The 23,182-nt window shown below is 37.7% G+C and carries 21 protein-coding genes; 1 reads left to right on the top strand and 20 read right to left on the bottom strand.

What is annotated here, in order from left to right; genetic code table 11:
• Window positions 1-20: 20 nt before the first annotated feature.
• From PI20285_RS04255 to dnaE, 19 genes are all read right to left on the bottom strand, one after another.
• Window positions 21-440, bottom strand: a complete 420-nt coding sequence (locus PI20285_RS04255; protein WP_057772164.1) for a GNAT family N-acetyltransferase — start codon at window positions 438-440, stop codon at window positions 21-23.
• Window positions 441-510: 70 nt separating this feature from the next.
• Complete coding sequence (locus tag PI20285_RS04260; RefSeq protein ID WP_057772162.1) at window positions 511-1,779, bottom strand: tetratricopeptide repeat protein; 1,269 nt, start codon at window positions 1,777-1,779, stop codon at window positions 511-513.
• 110 nt (window positions 1,780-1,889) lie between these two features.
• On the bottom strand, window positions 1,890-2,165 hold the full coding sequence (locus PI20285_RS04265; RefSeq protein ID WP_046871107.1) for an HU family DNA-binding protein: 276 nt from the start codon (window positions 2,163-2,165) through the stop codon (window positions 1,890-1,892).
• Between the two features lie 208 nt (window positions 2,166-2,373).
• The gene (der, locus tag PI20285_RS04270; RefSeq protein ID WP_057772160.1) at window positions 2,374-3,684 is read right to left on the bottom strand and encodes a ribosome biogenesis GTPase Der; all 1,311 of its coding nucleotides are present in this window, start codon (window positions 3,682-3,684) and stop codon (window positions 2,374-2,376) included.
• Between the two features lie 72 nt (window positions 3,685-3,756).
• Complete coding sequence (gene rpsA / locus PI20285_RS04275; protein WP_057772158.1) at window positions 3,757-5,016, bottom strand: 30S ribosomal protein S1; 1,260 nt, start codon at window positions 5,014-5,016, stop codon at window positions 3,757-3,759.
• 83 nt (window positions 5,017-5,099) lie between these two features.
• The gene (gene cmk, locus PI20285_RS04280; protein WP_057772156.1) at window positions 5,100-5,777 is read right to left on the bottom strand and encodes a (d)CMP kinase; all 678 of its coding nucleotides are present in this window, start codon (window positions 5,775-5,777) and stop codon (window positions 5,100-5,102) included.
• A gap of 24 nt (window positions 5,778-5,801) precedes the next feature.
• On the bottom strand, window positions 5,802-6,428 hold the full coding sequence (locus PI20285_RS04285; protein WP_057772154.1) for a LysM peptidoglycan-binding domain-containing protein: 627 nt from the start codon (window positions 6,426-6,428) through the stop codon (window positions 5,802-5,804).
• Between the two features lie 60 nt (window positions 6,429-6,488).
• Complete coding sequence (locus tag PI20285_RS04290; protein WP_057772151.1) at window positions 6,489-7,955, bottom strand: RecQ family ATP-dependent DNA helicase; 1,467 nt, start codon at window positions 7,953-7,955, stop codon at window positions 6,489-6,491.
• Complete coding sequence (locus PI20285_RS04295) at window positions 7,945-9,009, bottom strand: helix-turn-helix domain-containing protein (protein ID WP_057772149.1); 1,065 nt, start codon at window positions 9,007-9,009, stop codon at window positions 7,945-7,947. The genes PI20285_RS04290 and PI20285_RS04295 overlap by 11 nt, the downstream gene beginning before the upstream one ends.
• 5 nt (window positions 9,010-9,014) lie before the next feature.
• Complete coding sequence (locus PI20285_RS04300) at window positions 9,015-9,731, bottom strand: pseudouridine synthase (RefSeq protein ID WP_057772147.1); 717 nt, start codon at window positions 9,729-9,731, stop codon at window positions 9,015-9,017.
• Between the two features lies 1 nt (window position 9,732).
• Window positions 9,733-10,323, bottom strand: a complete 591-nt coding sequence (gene scpB, locus PI20285_RS04305; protein ID WP_057772145.1) for an SMC-Scp complex subunit ScpB — start codon at window positions 10,321-10,323, stop codon at window positions 9,733-9,735.
• Window positions 10,313-11,077: a segregation and condensation protein A gene (locus PI20285_RS04310; RefSeq protein ID WP_057772143.1), complete on the bottom strand. Its 765-nt coding sequence runs from the start codon at window positions 11,075-11,077 to the stop codon at window positions 10,313-10,315. The genes scpB and PI20285_RS04310 overlap by 11 nt, the downstream gene beginning before the upstream one ends.
• Window positions 11,067-11,438 carry a hypothetical protein gene (locus PI20285_RS04315; RefSeq protein ID WP_057772141.1) on the bottom strand — a complete coding sequence of 124 codons (372 nt, stop codon included), beginning with the start codon at window positions 11,436-11,438 and terminating at the stop codon, window positions 11,067-11,069. Before PI20285_RS04315 ends, PI20285_RS04310 begins: the two co-directional genes overlap by 11 nt.
• Before the next feature lie 94 nt (window positions 11,439-11,532).
• A complete protein-coding gene (gene xerD, locus PI20285_RS04320) occupies window positions 11,533-12,420 on the bottom strand; it encodes a site-specific tyrosine recombinase XerD (protein WP_057772139.1) in 888 nt (295 codons plus the stop codon).
• 12 nt (window positions 12,421-12,432) lie between these two features.
• A complete protein-coding gene (locus PI20285_RS04325; RefSeq protein ID WP_057772137.1) occupies window positions 12,433-13,305 on the bottom strand; it encodes a CvfB family protein in 873 nt (290 codons plus the stop codon).
• Window positions 13,306-13,331: 26 nt separating this feature from the next.
• Entirely contained in the window at window positions 13,332-13,787 is a 456-nt protein-coding gene (locus PI20285_RS04330) for a DUF441 domain-containing protein (protein ID WP_057772135.1), read from the bottom strand.
• Between the two features lie 95 nt (window positions 13,788-13,882).
• The gene (gene pyk, locus PI20285_RS04335) at window positions 13,883-15,646 is read right to left on the bottom strand and encodes a pyruvate kinase (protein ID WP_057772133.1); all 1,764 of its coding nucleotides are present in this window, start codon (window positions 15,644-15,646) and stop codon (window positions 13,883-13,885) included.
• Between the two features lie 81 nt (window positions 15,647-15,727).
• A complete protein-coding gene (gene pfkA / locus PI20285_RS04340) occupies window positions 15,728-16,699 on the bottom strand; it encodes a 6-phosphofructokinase (RefSeq protein ID WP_057772131.1) in 972 nt (323 codons plus the stop codon).
• 110 nt (window positions 16,700-16,809) lie between these two features.
• Complete coding sequence (gene dnaE, locus PI20285_RS04345) at window positions 16,810-20,169, bottom strand: DNA polymerase III subunit alpha (protein WP_057772129.1); 3,360 nt, start codon at window positions 20,167-20,169, stop codon at window positions 16,810-16,812.
• A 137-nt stretch (window positions 20,170-20,306) separates the two neighbouring features.
• Here dnaE and PI20285_RS04350 point away from each other — a divergent pair, with 137 nt between their 5' ends.
• Window positions 20,307-20,489, top strand: a complete 183-nt coding sequence (locus tag PI20285_RS04350) for a YjzD family protein (protein WP_057772127.1) — start codon at window positions 20,307-20,309, stop codon at window positions 20,487-20,489.
• 53 nt (window positions 20,490-20,542) lie between these two features.
• On the opposite strand, the gene clpB is transcribed toward PI20285_RS04350, so the two are convergent.
• Complete coding sequence (gene clpB / locus PI20285_RS04355; protein WP_057772125.1) at window positions 20,543-23,158, bottom strand: ATP-dependent chaperone ClpB; 2,616 nt, start codon at window positions 23,156-23,158, stop codon at window positions 20,543-20,545.
• Between the last annotated feature and the right edge of the window lie 24 nt (window positions 23,159-23,182).

Raw genomic sequence — 23,182 nt, forward strand, 5'->3', positions numbered from 1 at the left:
CGGGATCTCCTTTTATGAAACTAATTTTCTTGCCAAACAAATTGGTTATGGGTCGTAGGTTTAAATCCATTCTTCTGTAAAAAGTCTGCTAATTGCCGACTTTTTGTTGTACAGCTAAGTGTCCCGTTGCTTTGGTTTTTTACAATATCGATAAGCTCAGTAGATATGCCGAGGCCTTTTTTCATAGGATCCACAAGCAGATCAATTAGCTCAGTTTTGCTAAAAATAGCTACTCCGTAAATGATCCGTTCATTAAAGCTTGTCACAATGCGCATTTCATATTTTTTAGCCAAGACATTTTTAAAATGGCTAACCTGGTCGTCAAAATTATCAGTCCCAAGGCTTCCAAAAGTACGTTGTGAAACTTTGCGCATAACGGTAACTGTTTTTTTCGCGAATTTTGGTGAATAGGTTTTTATTTTATATTGCTCAGTAGACATGTTTTTTACCTCAATACAGTTTATGAATTTAATTAACGGCTTCTATCTTAGCACAAAACACTTGCAATACTCAAAAGCCATTTTCCTCATAATCTTCTAACATCAAGCTGAGCTCCTGATCATCAGGGACAAGTTTTAGGTAGGCTCTTAAAGATTTAACAGTCCAATCTTCTAAACCAATTTGGCGGAAAAAATAAATTGCGGCATGCAAAAAGTCAGAATTGTTTGTGAAAAATGGAAATGCATTTTGATAGGCATTTTGGGCCTCTTTAAAGTTTTCTAGATGTTCTTCAGAAACAGCGATATTCCAATAAATCTGAGGGTCCAAGTCATTTTCTTGAATATAAGGTTGTAACAAATCATCATTATCTTGATAGCGTTGTTGTTGAATAAATAAGTTGCTAAGTTGAACAACCGCACGCATCTGTTCAGGGTTGATTTTAATGGCTTCTTTTAGATAGTGTTCTGCGTCATCATATTTTTGTAATTGTGTGGCCAAACGTGCTGCCTGAGAAAAAAGATCTTCGTTATACTCGTCAAAACTAATACCTTCTTGAATCGTTTTATAGGCAGCTTCATTGTCCCCATTGTTTTCTTGAGCTTCTGCCAAGACCGGATACAATGAAACATAATCTTGATTGGTATCACGAAGCTGGGTTAGCATATCAATAGCTTCCGGGTAATTTTTTAATTGCAAATAAACAAATCCTTGTTGGAATAAGATATCAGGAGTCTTATCGATATCTTTAATTTGCTCAAAATAGGCCATACTTGTTTCAAATTTTCCCATTCCAGCATAGGCAGCTGCTAAGCGGGCAACTAAATTTACTGAGGACAGACGTAAGACCCCTTGTTTAACTAAAGTTAAGTAATAAGCAGTCGCTTTTTTGTAATTTTGCACCATGTTGTAGAATTCTGCGAGCGCAAATAAAACAATCTGCTCGTCAGGAGCCAATTTTTCGGCTTCTAAGAGCTTTTGTTCACTTACCTCGTAAAGCTCCTCAGTTTGATATAGATCTGCGGAAACAAGCAAGGATTGCAGATAAGCATCCGAATCTGGCTTAACCTGCGCAAGTTGTTGCAATGCAGCATCCGTATTCCCCTGTCCAATTTCAATATCAGCCAAATTAACGCGCAGAGTGTCTTCTTGGGGATATTTTTTTAATAGATTCTCATATATACGCTTAGCTTTTCCATCAAAACCGAGACCATATAATTCTTCAGCTAGACTATTTAGGGTGTCGTCATCATCTTTTCTCAATGCCCAGCCGTATAGACGATTACCTTCTTCAATATTGCCGGCCTCAAATTTCTCTAAAACTTGTTCTGAATAGCTCATGGTATCCACCTTTCAACAAAAAATAAGTATCTTCATACTATGCGTTTTTATCAAAAAAATCCAACATAACTTACGCTATGTTGGATTTCTAAATAAAAATGTTTGAAAGATTATTTAACAGCATCCTTCAATGCTTTTCCTGGCTTAAATGCAGGAACTTTGCTAGCAGGAATTTGAATCTCCTTACCAGTTTGTGGGTTACGGCCCTTACGAGCAGCACGCTGACGTACCTCGAAGTTACCAAAACCGATCAATTGTACCTTTTCACCTTTAGCTAAAGTGGATTGTACTGAACCGAAGACAGCGTCAACAGCTGCAGCAGCGTCCTTTTTAGTTAAACCAGTTTTTGATGCAACATCATCTACTAATTGAGCTTTGTTTGCCATTATGAATTCACCTCCTAGGTAAAATTGAATTGATGAACTAGTCATCAATTTGTCATTTTTGAGTGGTCCAAAAATGACGAAACAATAACCCTGAACGGTATTATTTCAATTTCAAAGATATCACAGGAAGACTGATATGACAAGGCTTTTAGTGTGATTCGTCAAAATAAGTAACCATTTTCTTAAAAAATAACGAGATTTTTAAGAATTACTTACGTCGTCGCTCAATTAAGTGCACAGGCGTTCCAGAAAAATCAAAAGCCTCACGAATTCGATTTTCTAAGAAACGTTCGTATGAAAAATGCATCATTTCTGGATCATTTACAAAAATGACAAATGTAGGAGGCTCAGTACTTACCTGTGTACCATAGTATACTCGGAGACGCTTGCCGTTGTCACTAGGGGTTGGATTAATGGCGATTGCGTCCATTAACACGTCGTTAAGTGTAGAAGATTGCACACGGCGACGATGGTTTTGATCAACCTTTTCAATGAGTTCAGGAAGTTGCGAAAGTCGCTGGTTAGTAATCGCCGAAACAAAGATTATTGGCGCATAGCTAAGATAAGCAAATTGTTCACGAATCCCCATTTCAAATTCATGAAGCGTATGATTATCTTTTTTTAGAGTATCCCATTTATTGACAACAATGATAATTCCTCGGCCAGCTTCATGTGCGTATCCGGCAATTCGCTTATCTTGTTCACGAATCCCCTCCTCAGCATTTAAAACGACTAGAACCACATTGCTATTATCAATGGCCTTCATCGCACGCATAACACTATATCTTTCAGTGTTTTCGTAAACTTTTCCTTTTTTACGCATTCCGGCCGTATCTACCATGGTAAATTCATGACCTTCAGGCGTTGTAAATTTAGTATCGATGGCATCACGGGTTGTCCCAGCAATATCAGATACAATAACACGGTCTTCACCCAAAATTGCATTTACAAGTGAAGACTTCCCTACGTTAGGGCGACCGATCAAACTGAATCGAATTGAATCGTCGTCTTCCTCTTTTGGTGCATCTGGGAATTCTTTAACAACCGCGTCTAATAAATCACCCAAACCAAGGCCGTGACTACCAGAAATTGGGTAAGGATCCCCAAAGCCAAGGCTATAAAAATCATAAATTTGTTGTCTTAATTCTGCATTATCGGCCTTATTAACGGCCAGAATAACAGGTTTATCAGCCTTATATAGAATTCGCGCTACTTTTTCATCGGCGTCAGTTATTCCTTCTTTAACACTTACCAAAAAGACAATAACATCAGCTTCATCAATTGCAATTTCGGCCTGGTCTTGAATCTGGTTAACAAATGGTTCATCACTGATATCAATACCACCAGTATCAATCACACTAAATTCGTGTCCAATCCATTCACTATGTGCATAAATTCGGTCACGCGTAACACCGGGAGTATCTTCAACAATCGAAATTCGATCGCCAACAACCCGATTAAAAATTGTTGATTTTCCCACATTGGGACGGCCAACAATGGCAACAACAGGGTTTGCCATAGTAAAACCTCACTTTCTTGTTTATAAAAAAGGCTGTGAAATAATCACAGCCTCAGTAATTGTTATTCTAAATTACTTTTCGTCATTATCGTCTTGGCTATCTTGGAGTGCTTTACCAATTAAGTCGCCTAATGTAAATCCAGTACTTTCCTCTGGAGCATCATTCCGGTAGTTATTTGCTGCTGGACGTTTGCTACGAGGTTTACTGTTATTATTAGAGCTACGTTTTGGTTCAGCAGACTTAGGAGCTTCTTCCAAAGCCTTAATCGAAAGTGCCAAACGATGAGCATCTGGATGAACTTCCAAAACCTTAACTTTAATTTTGTCGCCAGTTTTTAACACATCACTTGGATTCTCGATATGTTCATGAGAAATCTGAGAAATGTGAACTAAACCTTCAACACCTGGGAATACTTCAACAAAAGCACCAAAGTCAGTTAAGCGACGTACTGTACCTTCAAGAACGGAACCAGCAGCAGCTTTTTCTTCAATGTCATCCCAAGGACCAGCCAAAGTTTGTTTTAATGATAATGAAATTCGTCCACGATCTTCATCGATTGAAAGAACTTTAACATTAATCTTTTCGCCAACTTTTAACTTATCTGAAGGCTTGTTTACATGCTCGTAAGCAATTTCAGATACATGAACTAATCCATCAACACCGCCAAGGTCCACAAAAGCACCAAAGTTAGTTAAACGAGCCACAGTACCCTCAACGATATCTCCAGCCTGTAAATGTTCCATTAATTCTTGTCGTTTAGCTGCATTCTCTGCTTGGACAATAGCTTTATGGGATAAGATCAATCGGTTTTCTGCTGGATCGACTTCAACAATTTTTAGTTTTAAAGTCTGACCTTTATAAACGTTAAGATCTTCAACGTAACGATCTTCAATCATTGAAGCAGGAATAAATCCACGAACGCCAGCGTCAACCACTAAACCACCCTTTACAACTTGTGTAACAGGTGCTTCAATTTCTTCACCATCGTCAGCTTTTTTCTGAATATCGTCCCAAACTTTGCGGGCTTCGATACGTTTGTGAGAAAGTAAGTAACTGCCGCCCTCTTTGTCGTTTCCAATTTTTGAAACAACAACAAGATCCAACTTGTCACCAATTTTAACAGCATCGTTAATATCATCGATATGAGCAGTTGAAAGCTCACGCAATGGAACAACACCTTCAACACCGGTACCTTCAATACCTACAATAGCTTGTTTGTCATCGTCAATGTCTAAAACCTCTCCAGTTACGACATCACCAATTTTTACTTCTTCCACACTATTAAGTGCGTTTAATAAATCATTATTTTGACCTGATTCGTTTTCGCTCATTACGAATTTCCTCCTTAAGAACACTATACTAATCTATCATAGCTGAAATTGACAATAAAAGCTAGTTAAATAAATTAGAATCCTTATTTTATTTTTTTATTAATAATTTTAGTAATCTCTTTTACAACCTGTTCAATGTTCATTGAGGTTGTATCAACTTCAATGGCATCAGCGGCTTTAGTCAGCGGAGAGGTTTTTCTAGTTGAATCTTTTCGATCCCGCGTTTCAATCTCATCTTTTAATTTTGACAAAGATGTATTAATTCCTTTGGCGATATTTTCTTTATATCGACGCTCCGCACGTTCATCAACGCTGGCAATCAAAAAAATCTTCACTTGGGCGTTAGGCAAAACTGCGGTCCCAATATCACGTCCGTCCATCACAATGTTACTTTGAGATGCAATTTCTCGTTGACGAGCAACCAATTCAGTTCTAATGCTGGGTAAGCTGGCAACTGTTGAAACTGCATTTGTAATTTCAGGTTGTCGGATGGCTTCCGTAACTTCTGAATCATTTACAAAAACGTGCTGGACTGGATCACCAGGTTTAAAAACTATTTCTATCTGTTTTAGCATTGCTAAGATTGCGGACTCATTGGTGAGTTCAATTTTGTCATGCATAGCTTGTAATGTTACTGCTCGATACATGGCACCAGTATCACAGTAGATATAGCCAAACGCGGTTGCTACTAGTTTGGCAACCGTACTTTTTCCAGCAGATGCTGGTCCATCAATTGCAACCTGGATATTTTGCATTTCCATGTTATAAAACGACCCCTTATTTAATTATTTTACGCGCAAACGTTGACCAGGTGTTAATTCGGAACTACTTGTTAAGCCATTTAATTCCATTAATTTTTGTTGCGTAATCCCATTGTTGACAGCGATTCTGTATAATCCTTCTCCGGCCGGAACTGTGACATATTTTTTATTTGTGTCGCTCGAACTGCTTGAGCTTGAACTACTTGAACTCGAACTAGATTCTGATGCTTTAGAACTAGCTTTGGCTTTAGAACTAGATTCAGCTAAAGAACTACTTTTGGCCTTTTCACTTGAAGTACTTTGCGCCTTCGATTTACTTTCACTAACAGAACTTGCTGCCTTTTTGGATGCTTTTTCGGCAGATGCATCTGCAATTTTTTGGCTAGAAGCACTAGCCTTTTTTTTGGAGGAAGCAATTTGAGCATCAGTTTGTGGTCGATTAAAATTATTCTGATTGTATTTATAAACCACAATTGGTGAAATAAATAGTAAAACAATTACGATACCTACTAAAGTAATTATTAGTTTTGTGTATCGATGTGATTTTCGACTTGCACTCCTTGAAGGCTTATCGGTTGTAAAGTGCTCTGTATCAGGTTGTTTACTGTCTTTGTGCTCGTTTTCAGAATCATTACCATTATTTTGATTCATTTTCATTCCTCCTAGAAAAAACTACCAGAACAATTGTAACATATTGATAAAAAAACGTGTTCATTTTTTTGACGGGAATAAGTTTTCAAGCCTTATTTTCCACGGTATTAATCCAGTTTTTGAGTTTTTCGAATCCTTTTTGACAGGTTCCCAGTCCAATTTAAGCTGACTAACCTTTTCCGAAGCATTATCAATGCCACAACAACTTGAAGAATGGTCGCCAAACTGTTCATCAAAATAGGCAAGTAGTTTTGTGCGTAGACAACCTGTTTCATTAACGAAATCTAACATACTGGTTAAACTAACCTGTTTTGCTAGTTGTCGTGTCTGGAAAATTTGTGTAACTTCTTCCGAAGTGTTGTTTTGATCACGATAATAATCAAGCAACTGTCGTTGATCCTCATCAAAAGAAGCACGACTTTCTGGTCTGGCAAAAAAAGTTTGAATATTTGCTGCACTTGGAGTTCCTGCCAGGTTTAAAGTGCTTGGGATATATTCATCTCCAGGAGCATAAAGTAAGATTGCGATACTAGCTTTTTGATCACGGCCAGCACGACCAATTTCTTGTAGATAGTTTTCCAAGTTTCCGGGCATGTGGTAATGAATAACGAACCGCACATTGTTTTTATCAATTCCCATTCCAAAAGCACTAGTGGCACATATTAAATCAATATTTCCATGCATAAATTGTTGTTGAATTCGGTAGCGATCCTGGAGATCAATGTCCGCATGATACGCAGCAACTTCCCGATCAGTTTTTTGTGCAATTAACTCAGAGATCTGATTAGCGACTTTTTTGCTAGAAAAATAAATAATTCCGGGTCCCTTGAGCAAAGAAACTAAATCTAATAATTTTTCATTTTTTTCTGAAGAAGATGTACAATGTTCAATTTCTAAAAAAATGTTTGGTCGATCAACTGAATGAACAACTTGACTAACCTCTGTCGAAGCAAAACCCATTTTTTTAATAATATCTTCTCTAACTGTGGCTTTAGCAGTGGCAGTTAACATTAAAGTGATTGGAGATCCGACTTGGCGAACGAGATCCTTTAATTTTAAGTAGGCTGGCCGAAAATCAGGTCCCCATTGAGACAGACAATGGGCTTCGTCCACAACAAACAAACCACAATTAATTTTGCTCAGTTGTAGTTGTACATCCGGTTGATCTGCCATTTCAGGGGAAACATAGATGAATCGATAATTTCGAAGATGGTTCAAAGCAAATTGCCGTTGATTATGGTCGAGCTTTGAAGTTAGCCCTATAACTCGTTTTTCACCTAGCAGATTTAAACGAGCAACTTGATCATCAATTAAAGAAATTAATGGTGAGATCACAATAACAGGTCGTTCAATTAAATAACCAAATAATTGATAAATTAAAGATTTACCAGTACCTGTAGGCAAAACGGCAAGCACATTTTCCTGTTCACAAAGCCGTTGAATAATTTCTAATTGTCCGGATTTAAATTCTGTGAATCCAAATTTTTGTTGAAGTTTATGGTAAATGTGCTCGTTATTAATCATCATTTTTGGATTTAACCTCTCGAATTTGTAATAAACGAAATTCAAAAAAAGAAATTTCTGGTGCTAATTCTGTAACATCTGTAAATTGCCATTTTCCACTCGCGTTATCCTGTAAATATTTATGTAACTTATCTGGAAGTGGCTTTGATAAAAACGATTGAAAAGGAAAATTGTTCTTTAAAATGGCAGCTTCCAGCAAGTGTTCTCTTATAGTATTAACCTTAACCTTACGCTTTTGAGCAATCATCTCAATAGTATAATTATTCAAAAACTGCTGATAGGTTGTTGCACTACTCATAGAAAGTGGTGAGTCGTTAAGCCAGGGTGTAATTAACTGAGTACAGAGAGGATGATTTATCTGGTGTCCATCAGAGGACCACCGGATAAATTGGGTAATAAGGTCCAAGGTTTTTAACTGCCATTCAAACGAGGTTAGGTTTAAATTAGTTTCAATCTGTTGATCTGTAAGTCCAAAAGTATTATGACCAACAAAGCCGGCTACAAAGACGTCAGCATCTTTTGAATTAAGAGTTTCCAAGAATTCCGTGAGTTCCGCGTGAAATTCATCAGGAAATTTTTGAGTACTATTTATATGAAACCAGCGTTTACAAAAATTCATCACACGTCCCGAATACTGCAACGGGTAATAACGATTGTTTTGATACGCAAATTCAGAAGTGATTTGCACACTTAGATTTAGACAGTCTTGAATAACTGTTAAATTTGTATACAGACCAATTCCGCTGAATTTATATCGAAGAAAAGCTTTTTGCTTAGCCTCTTTACGTTGTTGCCCCGCTTGAGTAAGCTGAGCTTCTGTATCATGGATCTGAATTAAATTAGTTTGCGCAAGATATTTTTGATAATGATCAAAGGTATCTTGCTTTAGTTTAGGAAACAAATTAAAAAAAGGCAGAAGACCGTATTGCATTCCCCAAAAAAGATTGGAAACGGTTCTTCTCCCGATTAAATTGTTTAAAATAACTTTTGAGCGTCGCCATTCAGAACGTGAATAAAACTGCAATAAAAAGTCTGCGAAATCAAAATCTTTTTCCATATTATCTACCGCTTTATTAAACGTGTGATTTCATTTAGCTTCAGAGAACGCCATTCGCCTGATTGCAAACCGTCCAAAGTAAGAAAACCATATTTCTCTCGTTTTAGCTTAATGACTGGGTGATCAATTTTTTCGAACATTTTTTTAACCTGATGGTTACGGCCCTCATGAATAGTAAGCTCAATAACAGCCGTCTTCTTTGCTGGATCCGTACTAATAACATTGGTTTTTGCGGGAGCAGTCGCCTTTTTGTCAATTCGCACACCGTGACGCAACTTTTCCATCTGGTCATTCGTAGGAATCCCCTCAACTTTTGCAACATAGGTTTTTTCAAACTTATATTTAGGATGAGTCAGTTTGTTAGCCAGTTGTCCATCATTAGTCATCAATAAAATGCCAGAGGTGTCGTAATCAAGGCGTCCAACAGGATAAATTCTTTGTTGAACATCTGGAAAGTAACTCATAACAGTTTTACGATTTTTTTCATCCTTAACACTTGAGATAACGCCTCGAGGTTTATAGAACAAAAGATAAACTAATTTTTCTCTTTGTAGAGGGATTCCATTCACTTCAATGCGATCGTCCTCATCTACTTTTGTGCCTAACGTTTTGACCTGCTTACCATTAACGGTCACATTACCGGCAGTAATTAAAGTTTCTGATTTTCTTCGTGATGCAACACCAGCTTCTGCCATAACTTTTTGTAAGCGTTCACTTGCCATGCTATTCATCCTCGTTTTCATGTAGTTTTTCATTAAATTGTTTTAAATAAAGATCTTTTGAACTAGATGAATTATCAGGCTGAATGTTTGGTAAAGCCGGTAATTGATCAATTGTTTTTAGACCAAAATAATCTAGAAAGTAATTTGTTGTTTTGTAAAGAATTGGTCTTCCAGGTTCTTCTAACCGCCCGGCTTCACCAATCAAATCACGAATTGTTAATTTTTGAAGCATTGTGCCACTCTGAACGCCTCTAATCTCGTCAATTTCCAGTCTTGTAATCGGTTGTTTGTACGCAATAATTGCAAGAACCTCTAGAGAAGCTGGGGACAGTTTCGTTAATTGTGGTGCGTCAAAATAATTTTTTATAACATCAGCTACTTCTGATTTGGTGGCCAATCGAAAAGTTTCCCCAAAATGTAAAACTGATAGTGATGAGTCGGAATCCATTTGATACTTTCTTGATAATTTGTCCAACATCGCCGTAATTGCCGGTTTCATAAATCCAGTCATTTCGGAAAGATCGTTTAAACTCAGGCCATCTTCCCCGCTCACAAATAAAAGAGCTTCAATTTTTTGAATATTACTGGTCATTTGCTTCATCACCTGAATTAAATAATTTGATGGCTCCTAGTCGTGTGGACTGCTGAAAATCAATTTGTTGTTTTTTTACTAACTCCAGCATGGCCATAAAAGTAACCACAATTTTTGTGGAACTAATCGTGTCTGTAAATAAGGAATTGAATGTCATTCCTTGTGGATGCTGAATTAAACTATTTTTAATCATTTGGATTTGTTCTGTAACTGAAACAGGATCATCGGTGATTGTCCGATAAATAGGCTGTGACTGGTCTTGTTTAATTAAGACCTGTTCAAAAGCTTGTTTGAGAGTCTCTATTGTTAACCCAGGTGCCAGATGCGCTAGCTGCATTCCATCTGGGACAGCAGCTTCTTCTCTAGTATAGGCCTGCTGGCGATTAGTTTCCTGAATTTGCAAATTTTGAGCTGCTTCTTGGTACTTTTGGTATTCTACCAATTGCGTGACCAGGTCCAATCGTGGGTCATCCTCTTCTGTTGTTTCCTCATCAATACTAGGTTCGCTTGGTAAGAGTAATTTACTTTTAATCCGCATTAAAGTGGCAGCCATAATTAAATATTTACCTGCAATATCTAATTTGAGCTGTTGATTTATGTGTAAATAAGCTAAATATTGCGCTGTGATTTTTGAAATTTGGATATCGTAAATATCCATTTTGGCCTGTTTGATAAGGTGCAATAATAAGTCTAAAGGGCCCTCAAAATCATTGATTTTTACGTTCGGTAATTTTCCCGAAGTGTCATTCTCCATGTTGATCAGGCTTTCCTTTTTCCCATCGGGCTAATGCGGGGGTGGTTTCTAGTGTCCCCATCATTTGTAAATCGGGGAAGTTTTTAGCTAGTGAGTCAAAAATTTCTTGTTCATTAGCCTGTGTTTGTTGTTGAGGAATAAAAGCCAGGTGATGCACCATCAAATATTGATCTTGCTTTTCTACACCTACCAAGCCAATAAAATCGCCGGCCTCATTTTTTTGAAGATACAAATTACGATCGTCACTTGCTGCATACCAATCCAATTCTTGATTAATTCGATCGATATCTTTTAGACCTGGGATAAAAGACAACAAGCCCATGACAATTTTTTGGAAAGAATCTCTATATTTTACTAACAAGTTGAACTCAGCCTCCTAAGGGTCTGTTTCAATTCAAAATTCATAAACGTTACTAACAACTTTACCATATTTTAAAGAATGGGACAATTTTGTCCTAGGCTCTTGGATGATATTTATTGTAAACTTCCGTTAAATGTTTTTTTGTTACGTGTGTATAAATCTGCGTTGTTGAAATATCTGCGTGACCTAATAGTTCCTGTACAGTTCGCAAATCTGCTCCATTTTCCAACAACGTGGTTGCAAACGAGTGACGCAGGGTATGCGGAGTGACGTCTTTTGTAATGCCTGCTTTTTTCACAATCACTTTTAAATTTTTCCAAATTCCTTGTCGGGTTAATTGTTCTCCGTGGTTATTCAAAAAAACAAAAGGATTATTCTTCCCTCGTAATAATTGTTCCCGAGCGCCTTCCAAATAGATGGACAGCCAATGAATGGCTACGTCACCAATTGGGATAATCCGTTGTTTGTCACCTTTACCAATTGTTGAAATAAGTCCCATTTCCAACCGCAAATCATCTAGCTTTAGATTTACTGCCTCGCTTACCCGTAAACCAGTTGCGTACATGACCTCCAATAAGGTTCGGTCGCGCACTCCTAGTGGCTTATTAGTGTCTGGCACCTGTAAAAGATCTTCCACTTCCTTACTGCTAAGGACCTGTGGCAAATGATGAGCTGCTTTTGGGGTGTCAATTTTTAACATTGGGTCTGTTGATATTTTGTTTTGCATGAGTAAATAATGGAAAAATTGGCGCAAACTTGTAACCGTGTGAATGACAGAATTTCGTGATTTATTTTGTTCATCACAATATTTCAAGTAATTTAAAATAGTATAACGATCAATTTGATTAAATTCTTCAATTTTTTGCGTCTTTAAAAAACTGAAAAATTCAGTTAACTCCTGTCGATAAGAAAGAACTGTGTTTTTTGCGAGTCCTTGTTCTACAACCAGCGTATGCAAATAATCTTGAAGGTCATTGTTCATTATTGTTCAACTCTAGTCTTCGTCTTCAGTTTTTAATTGTAATTCGGTTTTTGTCTCTGTAACAACTCCAGCCTTTAGTAAGTGGCCCACCGCACGTTTGAATTGCCCCTTACTTATGCCAAACTCGGTTTTTATTGCAACCGGATCACTTTTATCAGTAAATGGTAATGTGTGCGTATCATTGTGCTGTAACATAGCTAATAACATGGCCGCATCGTCACCGATAGCTTCATAACTACGAGGTTTCAACGAAAGATTTAATGTGCCGTCAGGGTGAACGCCAATTACACGAGCAGAGACTTCTTCCCCTAAACGTGGTTCTTGTTCACGTTCGTTTGGATGAATGAAGCCTAGATAGTAATCACTTGTGATAACCAGAGTTCCCACTAATTTCAGTCGATAAACAGTGGCTTTTAAATTTTGATTTTTTAATGTTTTTGGTGCTGCTTGAGAAATTTCTTGAAAGGTGGTCTCGTCAGCCAGATTAGCCCAAAGTCTATTTTTATTATCTAAACTGAGGCTTACCATTAACCGGTCACCTTTTTGAGGCCATAGACTTTTAATTGTTGGTAACTCATCTAGTGAAACAACAATATCTTTGTTTGGCAAGCCGATATTTACAAAAACACCCAAATCTCGTCGACTTTGTACGACAGTTCCGAATCCCATACGGCCAATTTGAATCTTGGGAATTTTTGAAGTGATTTGCAACTTGTGGTCCTCGTTTTCATAAGCAAATCCCTTAAAATGGCCTCCAATATGTAAAGGTTCTACTTGTTCTTCCTTATCCAATTGAAAAACAGCACCGGAATTTTGCAAAAAGTAATAATTTTCATTTTCATCGGTCATTTTAGTATCAATAACGCGTCCTAATAAATTGTTCATGTTTAGCTCCTTAAATATTTAATATTTTAAATTTTTATGTTTAGTAATTGAATAATACAAAAGGCAATTCCAGAGGCAATAATTGGCCCAGCAGCAATTCCTTTTAGGAAAACAACACCTAGAATAGTTCCAAAAACCAACGCAACTGTGACTTCAGGTGACACTGCCAGAAACCCTACCCCTCGTGCTGAAAGAATTGACACTAATATACCACAAAGAACCGCAATCCAGCCAACTGGTGATTTAAAAGCATTTAAAAGATCTTGAAAACTAATTCTGCCAGTTGCAATAGGAATTAAAATAGCAATCGAAATAATTGTAACTCCCCAGTTAATTCCTTGCTTTTCAACGACTTGCAAAATCTTTTCTGAATTAGGAATGCCCTTAAGAACGAGTACCGCGACAGTTGCGAAGATTAGGGATTGGTTTTTCCCCCAGATTGCAATTAGCAAAATACCAATTAAAAATAGCCAGCTTTCCATTTTGACTGTTCCTTTCGTTGTGTACTATGTATTAAAAAGACCGCTGTCTATAAACAGCGGTCTTTCCAGTAAAGAAACTACTTTATAAATAAGCTTTAGATAGCGTTTGAAGCACCATGATAGATAACTCCACGACGTGAATCAACAGTAATTAATTCATCATCTGAAAGAATTGATGTTGCATTTTGTACCCCAACAATAACGGGAATTCCCATTGAGATACCAACTACAGCAGCATGAGAAGTTAAACCACCATTTTCAACTACAAGAGCACTAGATTTTTCAATTGCAGGTAAGTAATCTTTGTCAGTTGTCTTTGTAACAAGGATGCCACCTTCAACAGCTTTATCATTAGCTTCTTTTGCAGAAGTTGCGATGACTGCTTTACCAATAACTGTTTCATCGCCAACACCTTGTCCAGCTGCTAACTTAGAACCAATTAATTGTAATTTCATCATGTTAGTTGTTCCACGTTCACCAACTGGAACACCAGCAGTGATAAGGATCAAGTCGCCTTCTTTAGCAAAGCCTAAGTCAACGGCTTTGTTAGCAGCTAAGTCAAACATGTCATCTGTAGTTGCTGGTTTGTCAGCAACGATTGGATGAACACCCCATTCAACTGTCAATCCACGACGAGTACGTTCGTCAAATGTAATAGCTAAGATATCAGCATTTGGACGATACTTAGAAATCATTTTAGCAGTGTAACCAGATTCTGTAGCAGCAACAATTGTTTTAACACCTAAGTTCTTTGCAGCACGTGCAACAGCAGCGCCAATTGTTTCTGTAACATCACTTTGGTCAAACTTGTTGATTTGTAAGTTTCCATCTTCAGCCATAGCATTTTCAGCTTTTTCGTTGATCTTAGCCATTGTTGAAACAGCTTCAACAGGGTAAGCACCATTAGCACTTTCACCTGAAAGCATTGTTGCATCAGTACCATCCCAAACAGCATTAGCAACATCTGATGCTTCAGCACGTGTAGGACGTGGGTTTTCAATCATTGAATCTAACATTTGAGTAGCTGTAATTACAGGCATACCAAGTGAGTTACATTTCTTGATTAATGATTTTTGAACCAAAGGTACATTTTCTGCTGGAATTTCGACACCCATGTCACCACGAGCAACCATAATTCCATCAGCAACTTTCAAAATTTCATCAGCATTATCAATACCTTCTTGTGATTCGATCTTAGGGAAGATTTGAACATCTGTCATGTTCTCTTCTTCTAAAAGTTGACGAATATCAAGAACGTCTTGAGGTTTACGAACAAAACTTGCAGCAATAAAGTTGATATTCATGTTTTCACAACCGAAACGAATATCACTTGAGTCTTTTTCAGTAATCCCGGGAAGGTTAATTGAAACGCCAGGTGCGTTAGTTCCCTTACGTGAACCAAGAACACCGTTGTTCATTGCGTGAACAACTAATTCTTTGTTTGCTTCGTCTTTTTCGTCGACTTTAAAATCAAGTAAACCGTCATCAAACAACACATGGCCACCAACATGGACATCATCGTATAAGCCAGCGTAAGTAACAGCAATCTTATCTTTGGTTGTATCTAATGAATCATCCATTGAAATGCGTGCTTTATCGCCAGTATGATATTCTTGATTGCCATCTTTTTGAACTGTTGTACGGATTTCAGCACCCTTTGTATCTAATAAGATACCAACAGTTTTACCAGTGACCTTTTCTGCTTCCATAACTTTGTTGTAGCGGTCTAAATGCTCTGCGTGATCACCATGTGAAAAGTTGAAACGGAAAATATTTGCACCAGCCTCAATTAATTTAACAATCGTATCTACTGATGTACTTGCAGGACCAAGTGTTGAAACAATCTTGGTTTTCTTCATAACTATATCTCTCCCTTGATTAGTTTATAAAAAGACTTTAACGTCGTTTTTACCTAAATTTATAAAACATGTGACTTGAAATTATTTGAACGATAAATCGTTGTTTAAATCAAATAAAGTTGTATCTGGTTGATGCTTTGAGTTAAACAAGTCGGTAATATCATGAGCCTGAACTTTGTTGTCAAGAATTCCAACGGCCAAACCGCCTTTACCCTCAAGTAACAAGTCAACTGCATAAGCACCCATCTTGCTAGCAAGAACTCGATCACGAGCAGTTGGTCGGCCACCACGTTGAATATGACCTAAAACAACTGCACGGGCATCAAAGTCACCATATTTCTTGAGCTCTTCAAGAAATGTTGGTGCAGCATCAGAATTTGCATCGCCTTCAGCAATAACTACAATACCATAGTCTTTACCATCTACACGATTCTTCTTCAACTTCTCAGCAATTTCCTTGACGTCTGTATCGTACCCTGGAGCCACAATTGCATCTGCGCCTGTAGCAACACCAGCCCAAAGTGCAATGTCAGCTGCTGCACGGCCCATTACTTGGACTGCAAAGACACGCTGGTGACTTTTAGCTGTATCACGAATTTTATCAATGGCATCAACAGCTGTGTTTAAAGCAGTATCAAACCCAATTGTAAAGTCTGTGTAAGGAATATCATTATCAATAGTTCCTGGCAAACCAATCGTGTTATAGCCGTGTTCAGTTAAACGAAGAGCTCCGTGATAAGAGCCATCGCCACCAATAACAACTAAAGCATCAATACCAAACTTCTTTAGTTGTTCAATTCCTTTTAATTGACCTTCTACTTGGGCAAATTCGGGATAACGAGCTGAGTACAACATTGTACCACCCTCATCGATCGAATCGTCCAAATCAGTAGCAGAAAACTTATGAATATCGCCAGCAACTAATCCAGCGAAACCATAGTTAATACCATATGCTTCCAAACCATTACTAATTGCTTTCCGTGCAACAGCACGAATAGCAGCGTTCATAGCTGGAGCATCACCACCACTGGTTAAAATACCAATGCGTTTCATTTCTTCACCTCAAGCAAAAAATTATTTAAATATCTAAACTTCACTTATAATTTTAACACTTTTGAATTTGAATGTCTTCAATCTTAACAAAAAACATCTGGAACAAATCCCTAGATATCGGTACTTTTGACCGATTGCAAGACCACATTTTCCTTACCTAACAGGTTTGTAAGCGCTGAATTGATTTCTTCTGAATTTGTCGTCCAAAATCGTTTTTCCAAAAGAACTTTTTTATCGGTTGCTGGGTAGAAAAGTAAAACCGGAATCGAACCGGGATGGGACTGCAGAATTGACCGTAATCGATTTTCAACAGTAGTTATGTTATCAGTTTCGGTAAATCGTAAAACCCACCGCTGGTTTGGATGATTTAGCAGTAGTTGGCTTGCGAGCTGAATGTGATTAGCAATAACTTGTAGCCCATTGCGTTCATCAACCTTTCCTTGAATTAGGAGGACTTTTCCCTTTTGAAGAATTTCAGTTGTTTGTTGATATTGCTCGGGAAAAACCGTGATATCAATTTCACCGGTTAAATCACTACCAGTAATAAAAGCCATTTGTGACCCGCGTTTGGTACGAATAACCCGAATCTTAGTCATGTAGATTAGGCAAGTTACAGATTGATTAACTGTCAAATCAATAATATCTGTAATGCAATATTTAGTGCGTAATTGGTCGTATTGTTCAACTGGGTGCCCAGAAAGGTAAGCACCTAATATCTCGTTTTCCTTTTGGAGCTTTTCTTCGAGAGACAAATCAGGTTTCTTTATTATTTTTGGGGTCAATTTTTCAAATAAGCTCATACTACTGCCACTTAATGCAACACCATTTAATAAATCTGGCAATACTTGCAGAAGTTCTGCGCGGTTATATCCAAATGAGTCAAATGCTCCAGCATAAATCAAAGATTCCATCAAATCTTGTTTCAACCATTTCGCCGGAATTCGTTGCAAAAATGCTTGTAAATCTTTAAACGGCCCATTTTGTTTGCGCTCATCCAAAACATCAGCAATAAAATCGCGACGCGCACCTTTTATACTGGCTAATCCAAAAATGATTTGTCCATTTTTTAAAATGAAATAACCTTGGCTCAAATTTACATTGGGGGCAGAAACCTGTACACCATGTTGTTTGGCCTCCATCAAGTATCGCTTTATCTGATTTGGATTATTTAAAACAGAGTTCAATAAAGCAGCAAAGAATGCGGCCGGATAATGAGCTTTTAGATAAGCTAGTTCAAATGCCATTTTTGAATAGGCAACCGCATGAGACTTATTGAAACCATAATTAGCAAATCTTTCAATATAATCGTATACCTGAATGGCCGTATCTTTTGAATATCCTTTACGAGCAGCTCCTGAGATGAATTTTGTTTGCATATCATCAATAACAGCCCGTTTCTTTTTGCTCATAGCCCGACGTAATAAATCAGCTTCTCCAAGTGAAAAGCCCCCCATTACAGATGCCACTTGCATAACTTGTTCTTGGTAAACAAGAATGCCATAGGTACTCTTCAAAATTGGTTCTAGACTGGGGTCTGGATATTGAACTGACTCAATCCCTTTTTTTCGTTTAATAAAAGTATCGATGTTTTCCATTGGACCCGGCCGGTACAGCGCATCAACTGCAGCAACCAGTTCAAATGTTTCTGGGTGTAATTGGCGCAAAACATTGCGGATACCGCTCGATTCAAACTGAAAAACACCCGTTGTATCTGCATTTTGAAAAAGGGCCAGCGTTTGTGGATCATCCAGTTTAACGTCTGAAATTTTAAAATCTGGATGGCCATTTCTTGTGATAATCCGGATGGCATTTGCCATAATACTCAAATTACGTAACCCAAGAAAATCCATTTTAAGAAGACCAAGTGCTTCCACCGTGTCTTTTGGATATTGAGTGAGCAACAATGCATCACTTCCAGACTGAAGTGGAACAACATCACTTAAATTTTGGGCGCTCAACACAACACCAGCCGCATGTGTTGAATAGTGTCTTGGAAGTCCTTCAATTTGTTGGGCAATTTCGAACAATAATTTATTTTTAGAACTGTCGGCGATCCAGTTTTGGAGCTTTTGTGATTGTTTTAAAGCCTCTTTTAAGGTGATTTTGAGGACATTTGGTACTAATTTACTGAGATCGTTAATTTCGTAAGGCGCCATTCCAAAAACACGTCCGACATCACGCAATGCTTGTTTGGCAGCAAGTGTTCCAAAGGTAATAATTTGTGAAACATGACTGTGGCCGTACTTATCGTGAACATAGTTTAAAATTTCATCACGTTTGTTGTCTGGAATATCCAAATCAATATCTGGCATTTGTGAACGTTCTGAATTTAAAAAACGTTCAAATAACAAATCATACTGGAGCGGGTCAACATCTGTAATTTGTAATGCGTATGCGACAAGTGATCCAGCTGCTGATCCTCTCCCCGGACCAGTTGTGATGTCGTTATGATGAGCGAAATTCATAACGTCCCAAACAATTAAGAAATAATCGTTAAAACCCATTTGGTCAATTACTGATAATTCATGATCCAAACGTTTTTGATAAGTTGCTTTATCAACCGATTGATTTTTCAATCGCTTTTCTAAACCGACTTGAGTTAGTTTTGTTAAATAAGTTTTGGAATCTAAACCATCAGGGACAGTAAACTCTGGTAATTCCGGTTTCTTAAAATTCAAAGTAACGTTGCATTGTTTTGCAACAGTTGCAGTCATCTCCATTGCGTCCGTTAAATCATTTTCTTTATAAATAGCCTCGTAATCTTTTTCCGGTCGAAGCCAATTATTGCCTTGATAATTTTCAAACTGTTCCGGATTGCGAATGGATTCGCCTTTGTCGATATCTCTAAGAACTTGAGTAGCAAAATGATCAGTAGCATTTAAATAATTGACTTCGGGGACAACAATGGTCCGTGCTTTACTAGTTTTGCCCAATTGCTGAAGCGTATTTTGTAAAACAGTTGATTGTTGCGCATTAAGACCAATTAAAACACTGTTGTCATCAGCTTGGGCCTGGATCTGTTTAATTAACTGTTGAGCAGAATCGGTATCTCCACGGCCAACAAGCGTTACTAGTTCTGAATCTTTGCCTGGGAAAATAACAATTAAATGGGTCAAAAATTCATTAATTTGTTTGTAATATAAATCTGCACCTGACGCTTGGGTATTTTTAATGGTGCTAATTTTCATAAGGTGTTGATAACCGATCTGATCCTTAGCCAATAATAAAATCGGAAAATGATTATCGGAATCTATGCGGCCAAATAAACTCAGTTTCAAACCCAAAATTGGTTTGATACCTTCTTTTCGACAGGCATTATAGAAATCAATAAGGCCATACATGATATTATTATCTGTAAGGGCCAGAGCTTCAAAACCCCGTTTTTTTGCCTCTTTGGCAAGTTCAGTAATTCTGGTGGTACTTTGCAGTAAACTAAAGCTACTGGTTACTTGTAGTGGTACAAAAGCCATATTGTCACCTCCTGTTCAAATTAACTTGTTAGTTTCATTATACAAAAGAATCGCTTATAATGAACTAGTTAACTTCTATCCTAGTTGATTTTTATAGAAATTGTGCTAAACTATTTTTGATTGTGAGGTGTCCAAGTATGATGAAACAAGTAGTAATTATTTTTTGGGCTTTTATTTTTGGAGAAGTAATTGGAGCTATCGGTGGTGCCTTGGAAGTTATGACGTACAAGCCATTAACAATCGGGATCGTCGCAGCACTTGTAGCCCTGATTACCGCTAATGGAATTAGCTTATTATCTAAAAGTGATTCAGTAAAATAAACTTAAACCTTAATAAAAAACGAAGACAATTTAATGTCTTCGTTTTTTATTTTTTAATTTTTTTCATTTGTTATTGTTGGTTTAGTTTGAAAAACTAATTTTTCGTCTTCAAGGTTAATTTTTACGATCGTATGTGGCTTAACATGATCAGCAATAATTTCTCTAGCTAAAGGCGTTTCCACCTCATTTGAAATAAAACGCCGTAATGGCCGTGCCCCGTACGCTGGGTCGTATCCTTGCCGAGCTATCCATTTTTCAGCAGGTTCAGAAATTTCGAGTTGAATTTCTTGGGCCGCTAAGCGATCGGAAAGCTGGGTAATCATTTTTCCAACGATTTGTTCAATATCGTGTAAATTAAGTGGTGCAAATAAGATAATATCGTCAATTCGGTTTAAAAATTCTGGCTTAAATTTTGTTTGAGTAAGTTGCTGAACCGCCTGTTTTGTCTGTTCAGATATTCTTCCCTGGTCATCAACGCCGTGTAACAATATATCAGAACCTAAGTTAGATGTCATAATTAGAATTGTGTTTTTAAAATCAATTGTTCGCCCCTGACCGTCTGTTAAACGACCATCATCTAGTACCTGTAATAAGATGTTAAAAACATCAGGGTGAGCTTTTTCAATTTCGTCAAAAAGGACAATGGTATATGGGTTGCGCCGGACAGCTTCTGTCAATTGGCCGCCTTCTTCATAACCGATATATCCCGGGGCTGCCCCCACCAAACGAGAAACTGATTCTTTTTCCATATATTCTGACATGTCGATTCTGACCATATGTTGTTCAGAGTCAAATAGATTTTCGGCCAAAGCTTTTGCCAATTCAGTTTTTCCGACCCCTGTGGGACCAAGAAACATAAATGATCCAAGTGGTCGTTTAGGGTCTTGTAAACCCGCTCGCGAGCGAAGAACAGCGTCTGAAACGGCATCAACAGCTTCATTTTGGCCAATAACTCTTTTATGCAAGCTTTCAGCCAAATGTAAAAGCTTTTCTCGTTCACCTTTAACTAACTTATTAACGGGGATGCCGGTCATTTTGCTGACCACTGTGGCAATTTCTGACTCGGTAACGGATTGCTCCACTAACCAACCGCCGGATTCCTGTTCTTCTTTTTGTTGGAGATCCTTTAACTCAGCTTCCAATTTGGGAATTGTGCCATGCTGTAGCTTTGCGGCTTGCTCTAAATTATAATTATTTTCAGCTTCTTCTAACTTATGTTTGGCTTGTTCCAGTTCAGTTCTTTTATTATTAACGACTTGAATCGACTGTTTTTCAGACTCCCATCGTTTTTGAAGCGCATTTTTCTTTTCACGCGTATTTGCAAGTTCGGATTTTAATTCAACTAATCTTTTTTTAGATGCGCTATCAGTTTCGTTTTTTAGAGCAGTTTCTTCAACTTCCATCCGCATCAACTGGCGATTGGTCTGATCCAGTTCGGTTGGACTGGAATTCATTTCCACCCGAATTGTAGCAGAAGCTTCATCAATGAGATCGATTGCTTTGTCTGGCAAATAGCGATCCGTAATGTAACGGTTCGATAAATTAGCGGCAGCCACAATTGCATTATCATGAATTTTTACGCCATGATGAATTTCAAAACTTTCTTTTAAACCTCGTAAAATGCTAATTGTATCCTGAATAGAAGGTTCTTTGACCAAAACTCTTTGGAAGCGGCGTTCAAGGGCTTTATCTTTTTCCATATATTCTCGATATTCATCAAGTGTGGTTGCCCCAATTAAATGTAATTCGCCACGAGCAAGCATTGGCTTTAACAAATTACCAGCATCCATACTTCCCTCGGTTTTTCCGGCACCGACAATATTATGAATTTCGTCGATAAACAGAATAATTTTACCATCAGCCTTTTTTACAGCCTTTAAAACACCTTTTAAACGTTCTTCAAATTCTCCTCGATACTTCGCACCAGCAATTAGTGAGCCCATATCCAAGGAAAAAATGGTTTTGTCTTTTAGATTATCCGGGACGTCTTTTCGCGCAATTCGTTGTGCTAAACCCTCAACGATGGCAGTTTTACCTACCCCAGGTTCCCCAATTAAAACAGGATTATTTTTAGTTTTTCTTGACAGGATACGCATCACGTCCAGGATTTCTTCATCACGGCCAATAATTGGATCTTGGTGCCCATCATGAACTTGTTTTACCATATCAACACCGTATTTTTCTAATGCTTTATATTGGGTCTCTTGATCTTTGGAAGTCACTCTTTCTCCTCCTCTCATTTTTTCGATTTCTTTTGTTAGTTTTGAAGTAGTAACCCCATTTGCTTTCAAAAAACTAGTTAACGGATCGTCAATAGCCAACAAGGCGAGGACAACGACTTCCGTTGAAATGTAATCGTCACCCATTTTCTTTTTTAATTCATCCGCTTTTTGGAACAAATTAAATAAAGCGCTACTCATGCTTTGTCCATATTGAATATTTTCGCCTTCAACAATAGACACTGCATCCAATTCATCGTCAATCTCTTGTTGCAGTTGTTGATTTTTCACCCCGAGTTCCGTAAACAAACCACCAGCTATTTGATCCGGTTGACTTAAAAATTTAAATAGCTCTGGCACGCCAATTGCTTGGTGTTTTCGGTTGACAGCAACTTTTTGCGCTTCTGCAATAGCTTCTTGCACAGCAGTTGTAAGATTATCTGGATTCATATTAATTTATCCCCCATTCTAAAA

Origin of the sequence: Pediococcus inopinatus, from assembly GCF_002982135.1 — a bacterium.
GTDB lineage: Bacteria > Bacillota > Bacilli > Lactobacillales > Lactobacillaceae > Pediococcus > Pediococcus inopinatus.

What these genes read in the sequence shown, in the direction of transcription:
- PI20285_RS04265 (WP_046871107.1), bottom strand. Translation starts at nt 2,165, where the DNA reads ATGGCAAACAAAGCTCAATTAGTAGATGATGTTGCATCAAAAACTGGT.
- rpsA (WP_057772158.1), bottom strand. Translation starts at nt 5,016, where the DNA reads ATGAGCGAAAACGAATCAGGTCAAAATAATGATTTATTAAACGCACTT.
- clpB (WP_057772125.1), bottom strand. Translation starts at nt 23,158, where the DNA reads ATGAATCCAGATAATCTTACAACTGCTGTGCAAGAAGCTATTGCAGAA.
- scpB (WP_057772145.1), bottom strand. Translation starts at nt 10,323, where the DNA reads ATGACCAGTAATATTCAAAAAATTGAAGCTCTTTTATTTGTGAGCGGG.
- PI20285_RS04325 (WP_057772137.1), bottom strand. Translation starts at nt 13,305, where the DNA reads ATGAACAATTTATTAGGACGCGTTATTGATACTAAAATGACCGATGAA.
- PI20285_RS04310 (WP_057772143.1), bottom strand. Translation starts at nt 11,077, where the DNA reads ATGGAGAATGACACTTCGGGAAAATTACCGAACGTAAAAATCAATGAT.
- cmk (WP_057772156.1), bottom strand. Translation starts at nt 5,777, where the DNA reads ATGGAAATGCAAAATATCCAGGTTGCAATTGATGGACCAGCATCTGCT.
- PI20285_RS04300 (WP_057772147.1), bottom strand. Translation starts at nt 9,731, where the DNA reads ATGGCAAGTGAACGCTTACAAAAAGTTATGGCAGAAGCTGGTGTTGCA.
- pfkA (WP_057772131.1), bottom strand. Translation starts at nt 16,699, where the DNA reads ATGAAACGCATTGGTATTTTAACCAGTGGTGGTGATGCTCCAGCTATG.
- PI20285_RS04260 (WP_057772162.1), bottom strand. Translation starts at nt 1,779, where the DNA reads ATGAGCTATTCAGAACAAGTTTTAGAGAAATTTGAGGCCGGCAATATT.
- pyk (WP_057772133.1), bottom strand. Translation starts at nt 15,646, where the DNA reads ATGAAGAAAACCAAGATTGTTTCAACACTTGGTCCTGCAAGTACATCA.
- xerD (WP_057772139.1), bottom strand. Translation starts at nt 12,420, where the DNA reads ATGAACAATGACCTTCAAGATTATTTGCATACGCTGGTTGTAGAACAA.
- PI20285_RS04295 (WP_057772149.1), bottom strand. Translation starts at nt 9,009, where the DNA reads ATGGAAAAAGATTTTGATTTCGCAGACTTTTTATTGCAGTTTTATTCA.
- PI20285_RS04290 (WP_057772151.1), bottom strand. Translation starts at nt 7,955, where the DNA reads ATGATGATTAATAACGAGCACATTTACCATAAACTTCAACAAAAATTT.
- PI20285_RS04285 (WP_057772154.1), bottom strand. Translation starts at nt 6,428, where the DNA reads ATGAATCAAAATAATGGTAATGATTCTGAAAACGAGCACAAAGACAGT.
- PI20285_RS04255 (WP_057772164.1), bottom strand. Translation starts at nt 440, where the DNA reads ATGTCTACTGAGCAATATAAAATAAAAACCTATTCACCAAAATTCGCG.
- dnaE (WP_057772129.1), bottom strand. Translation starts at nt 20,169, where the DNA reads ATGGCTTTTGTACCACTACAAGTAACCAGTAGCTTTAGTTTACTGCAA.
- PI20285_RS04350 (WP_057772127.1), top strand. Translation starts at nt 20,307, where the DNA reads ATGATGAAACAAGTAGTAATTATTTTTTGGGCTTTTATTTTTGGAGAA.
- PI20285_RS04330 (WP_057772135.1), bottom strand. Translation starts at nt 13,787, where the DNA reads ATGGAAAGCTGGCTATTTTTAATTGGTATTTTGCTAATTGCAATCTGG.
- der (WP_057772160.1), bottom strand. Translation starts at nt 3,684, where the DNA reads ATGGCAAACCCTGTTGTTGCCATTGTTGGCCGTCCCAATGTGGGAAAA.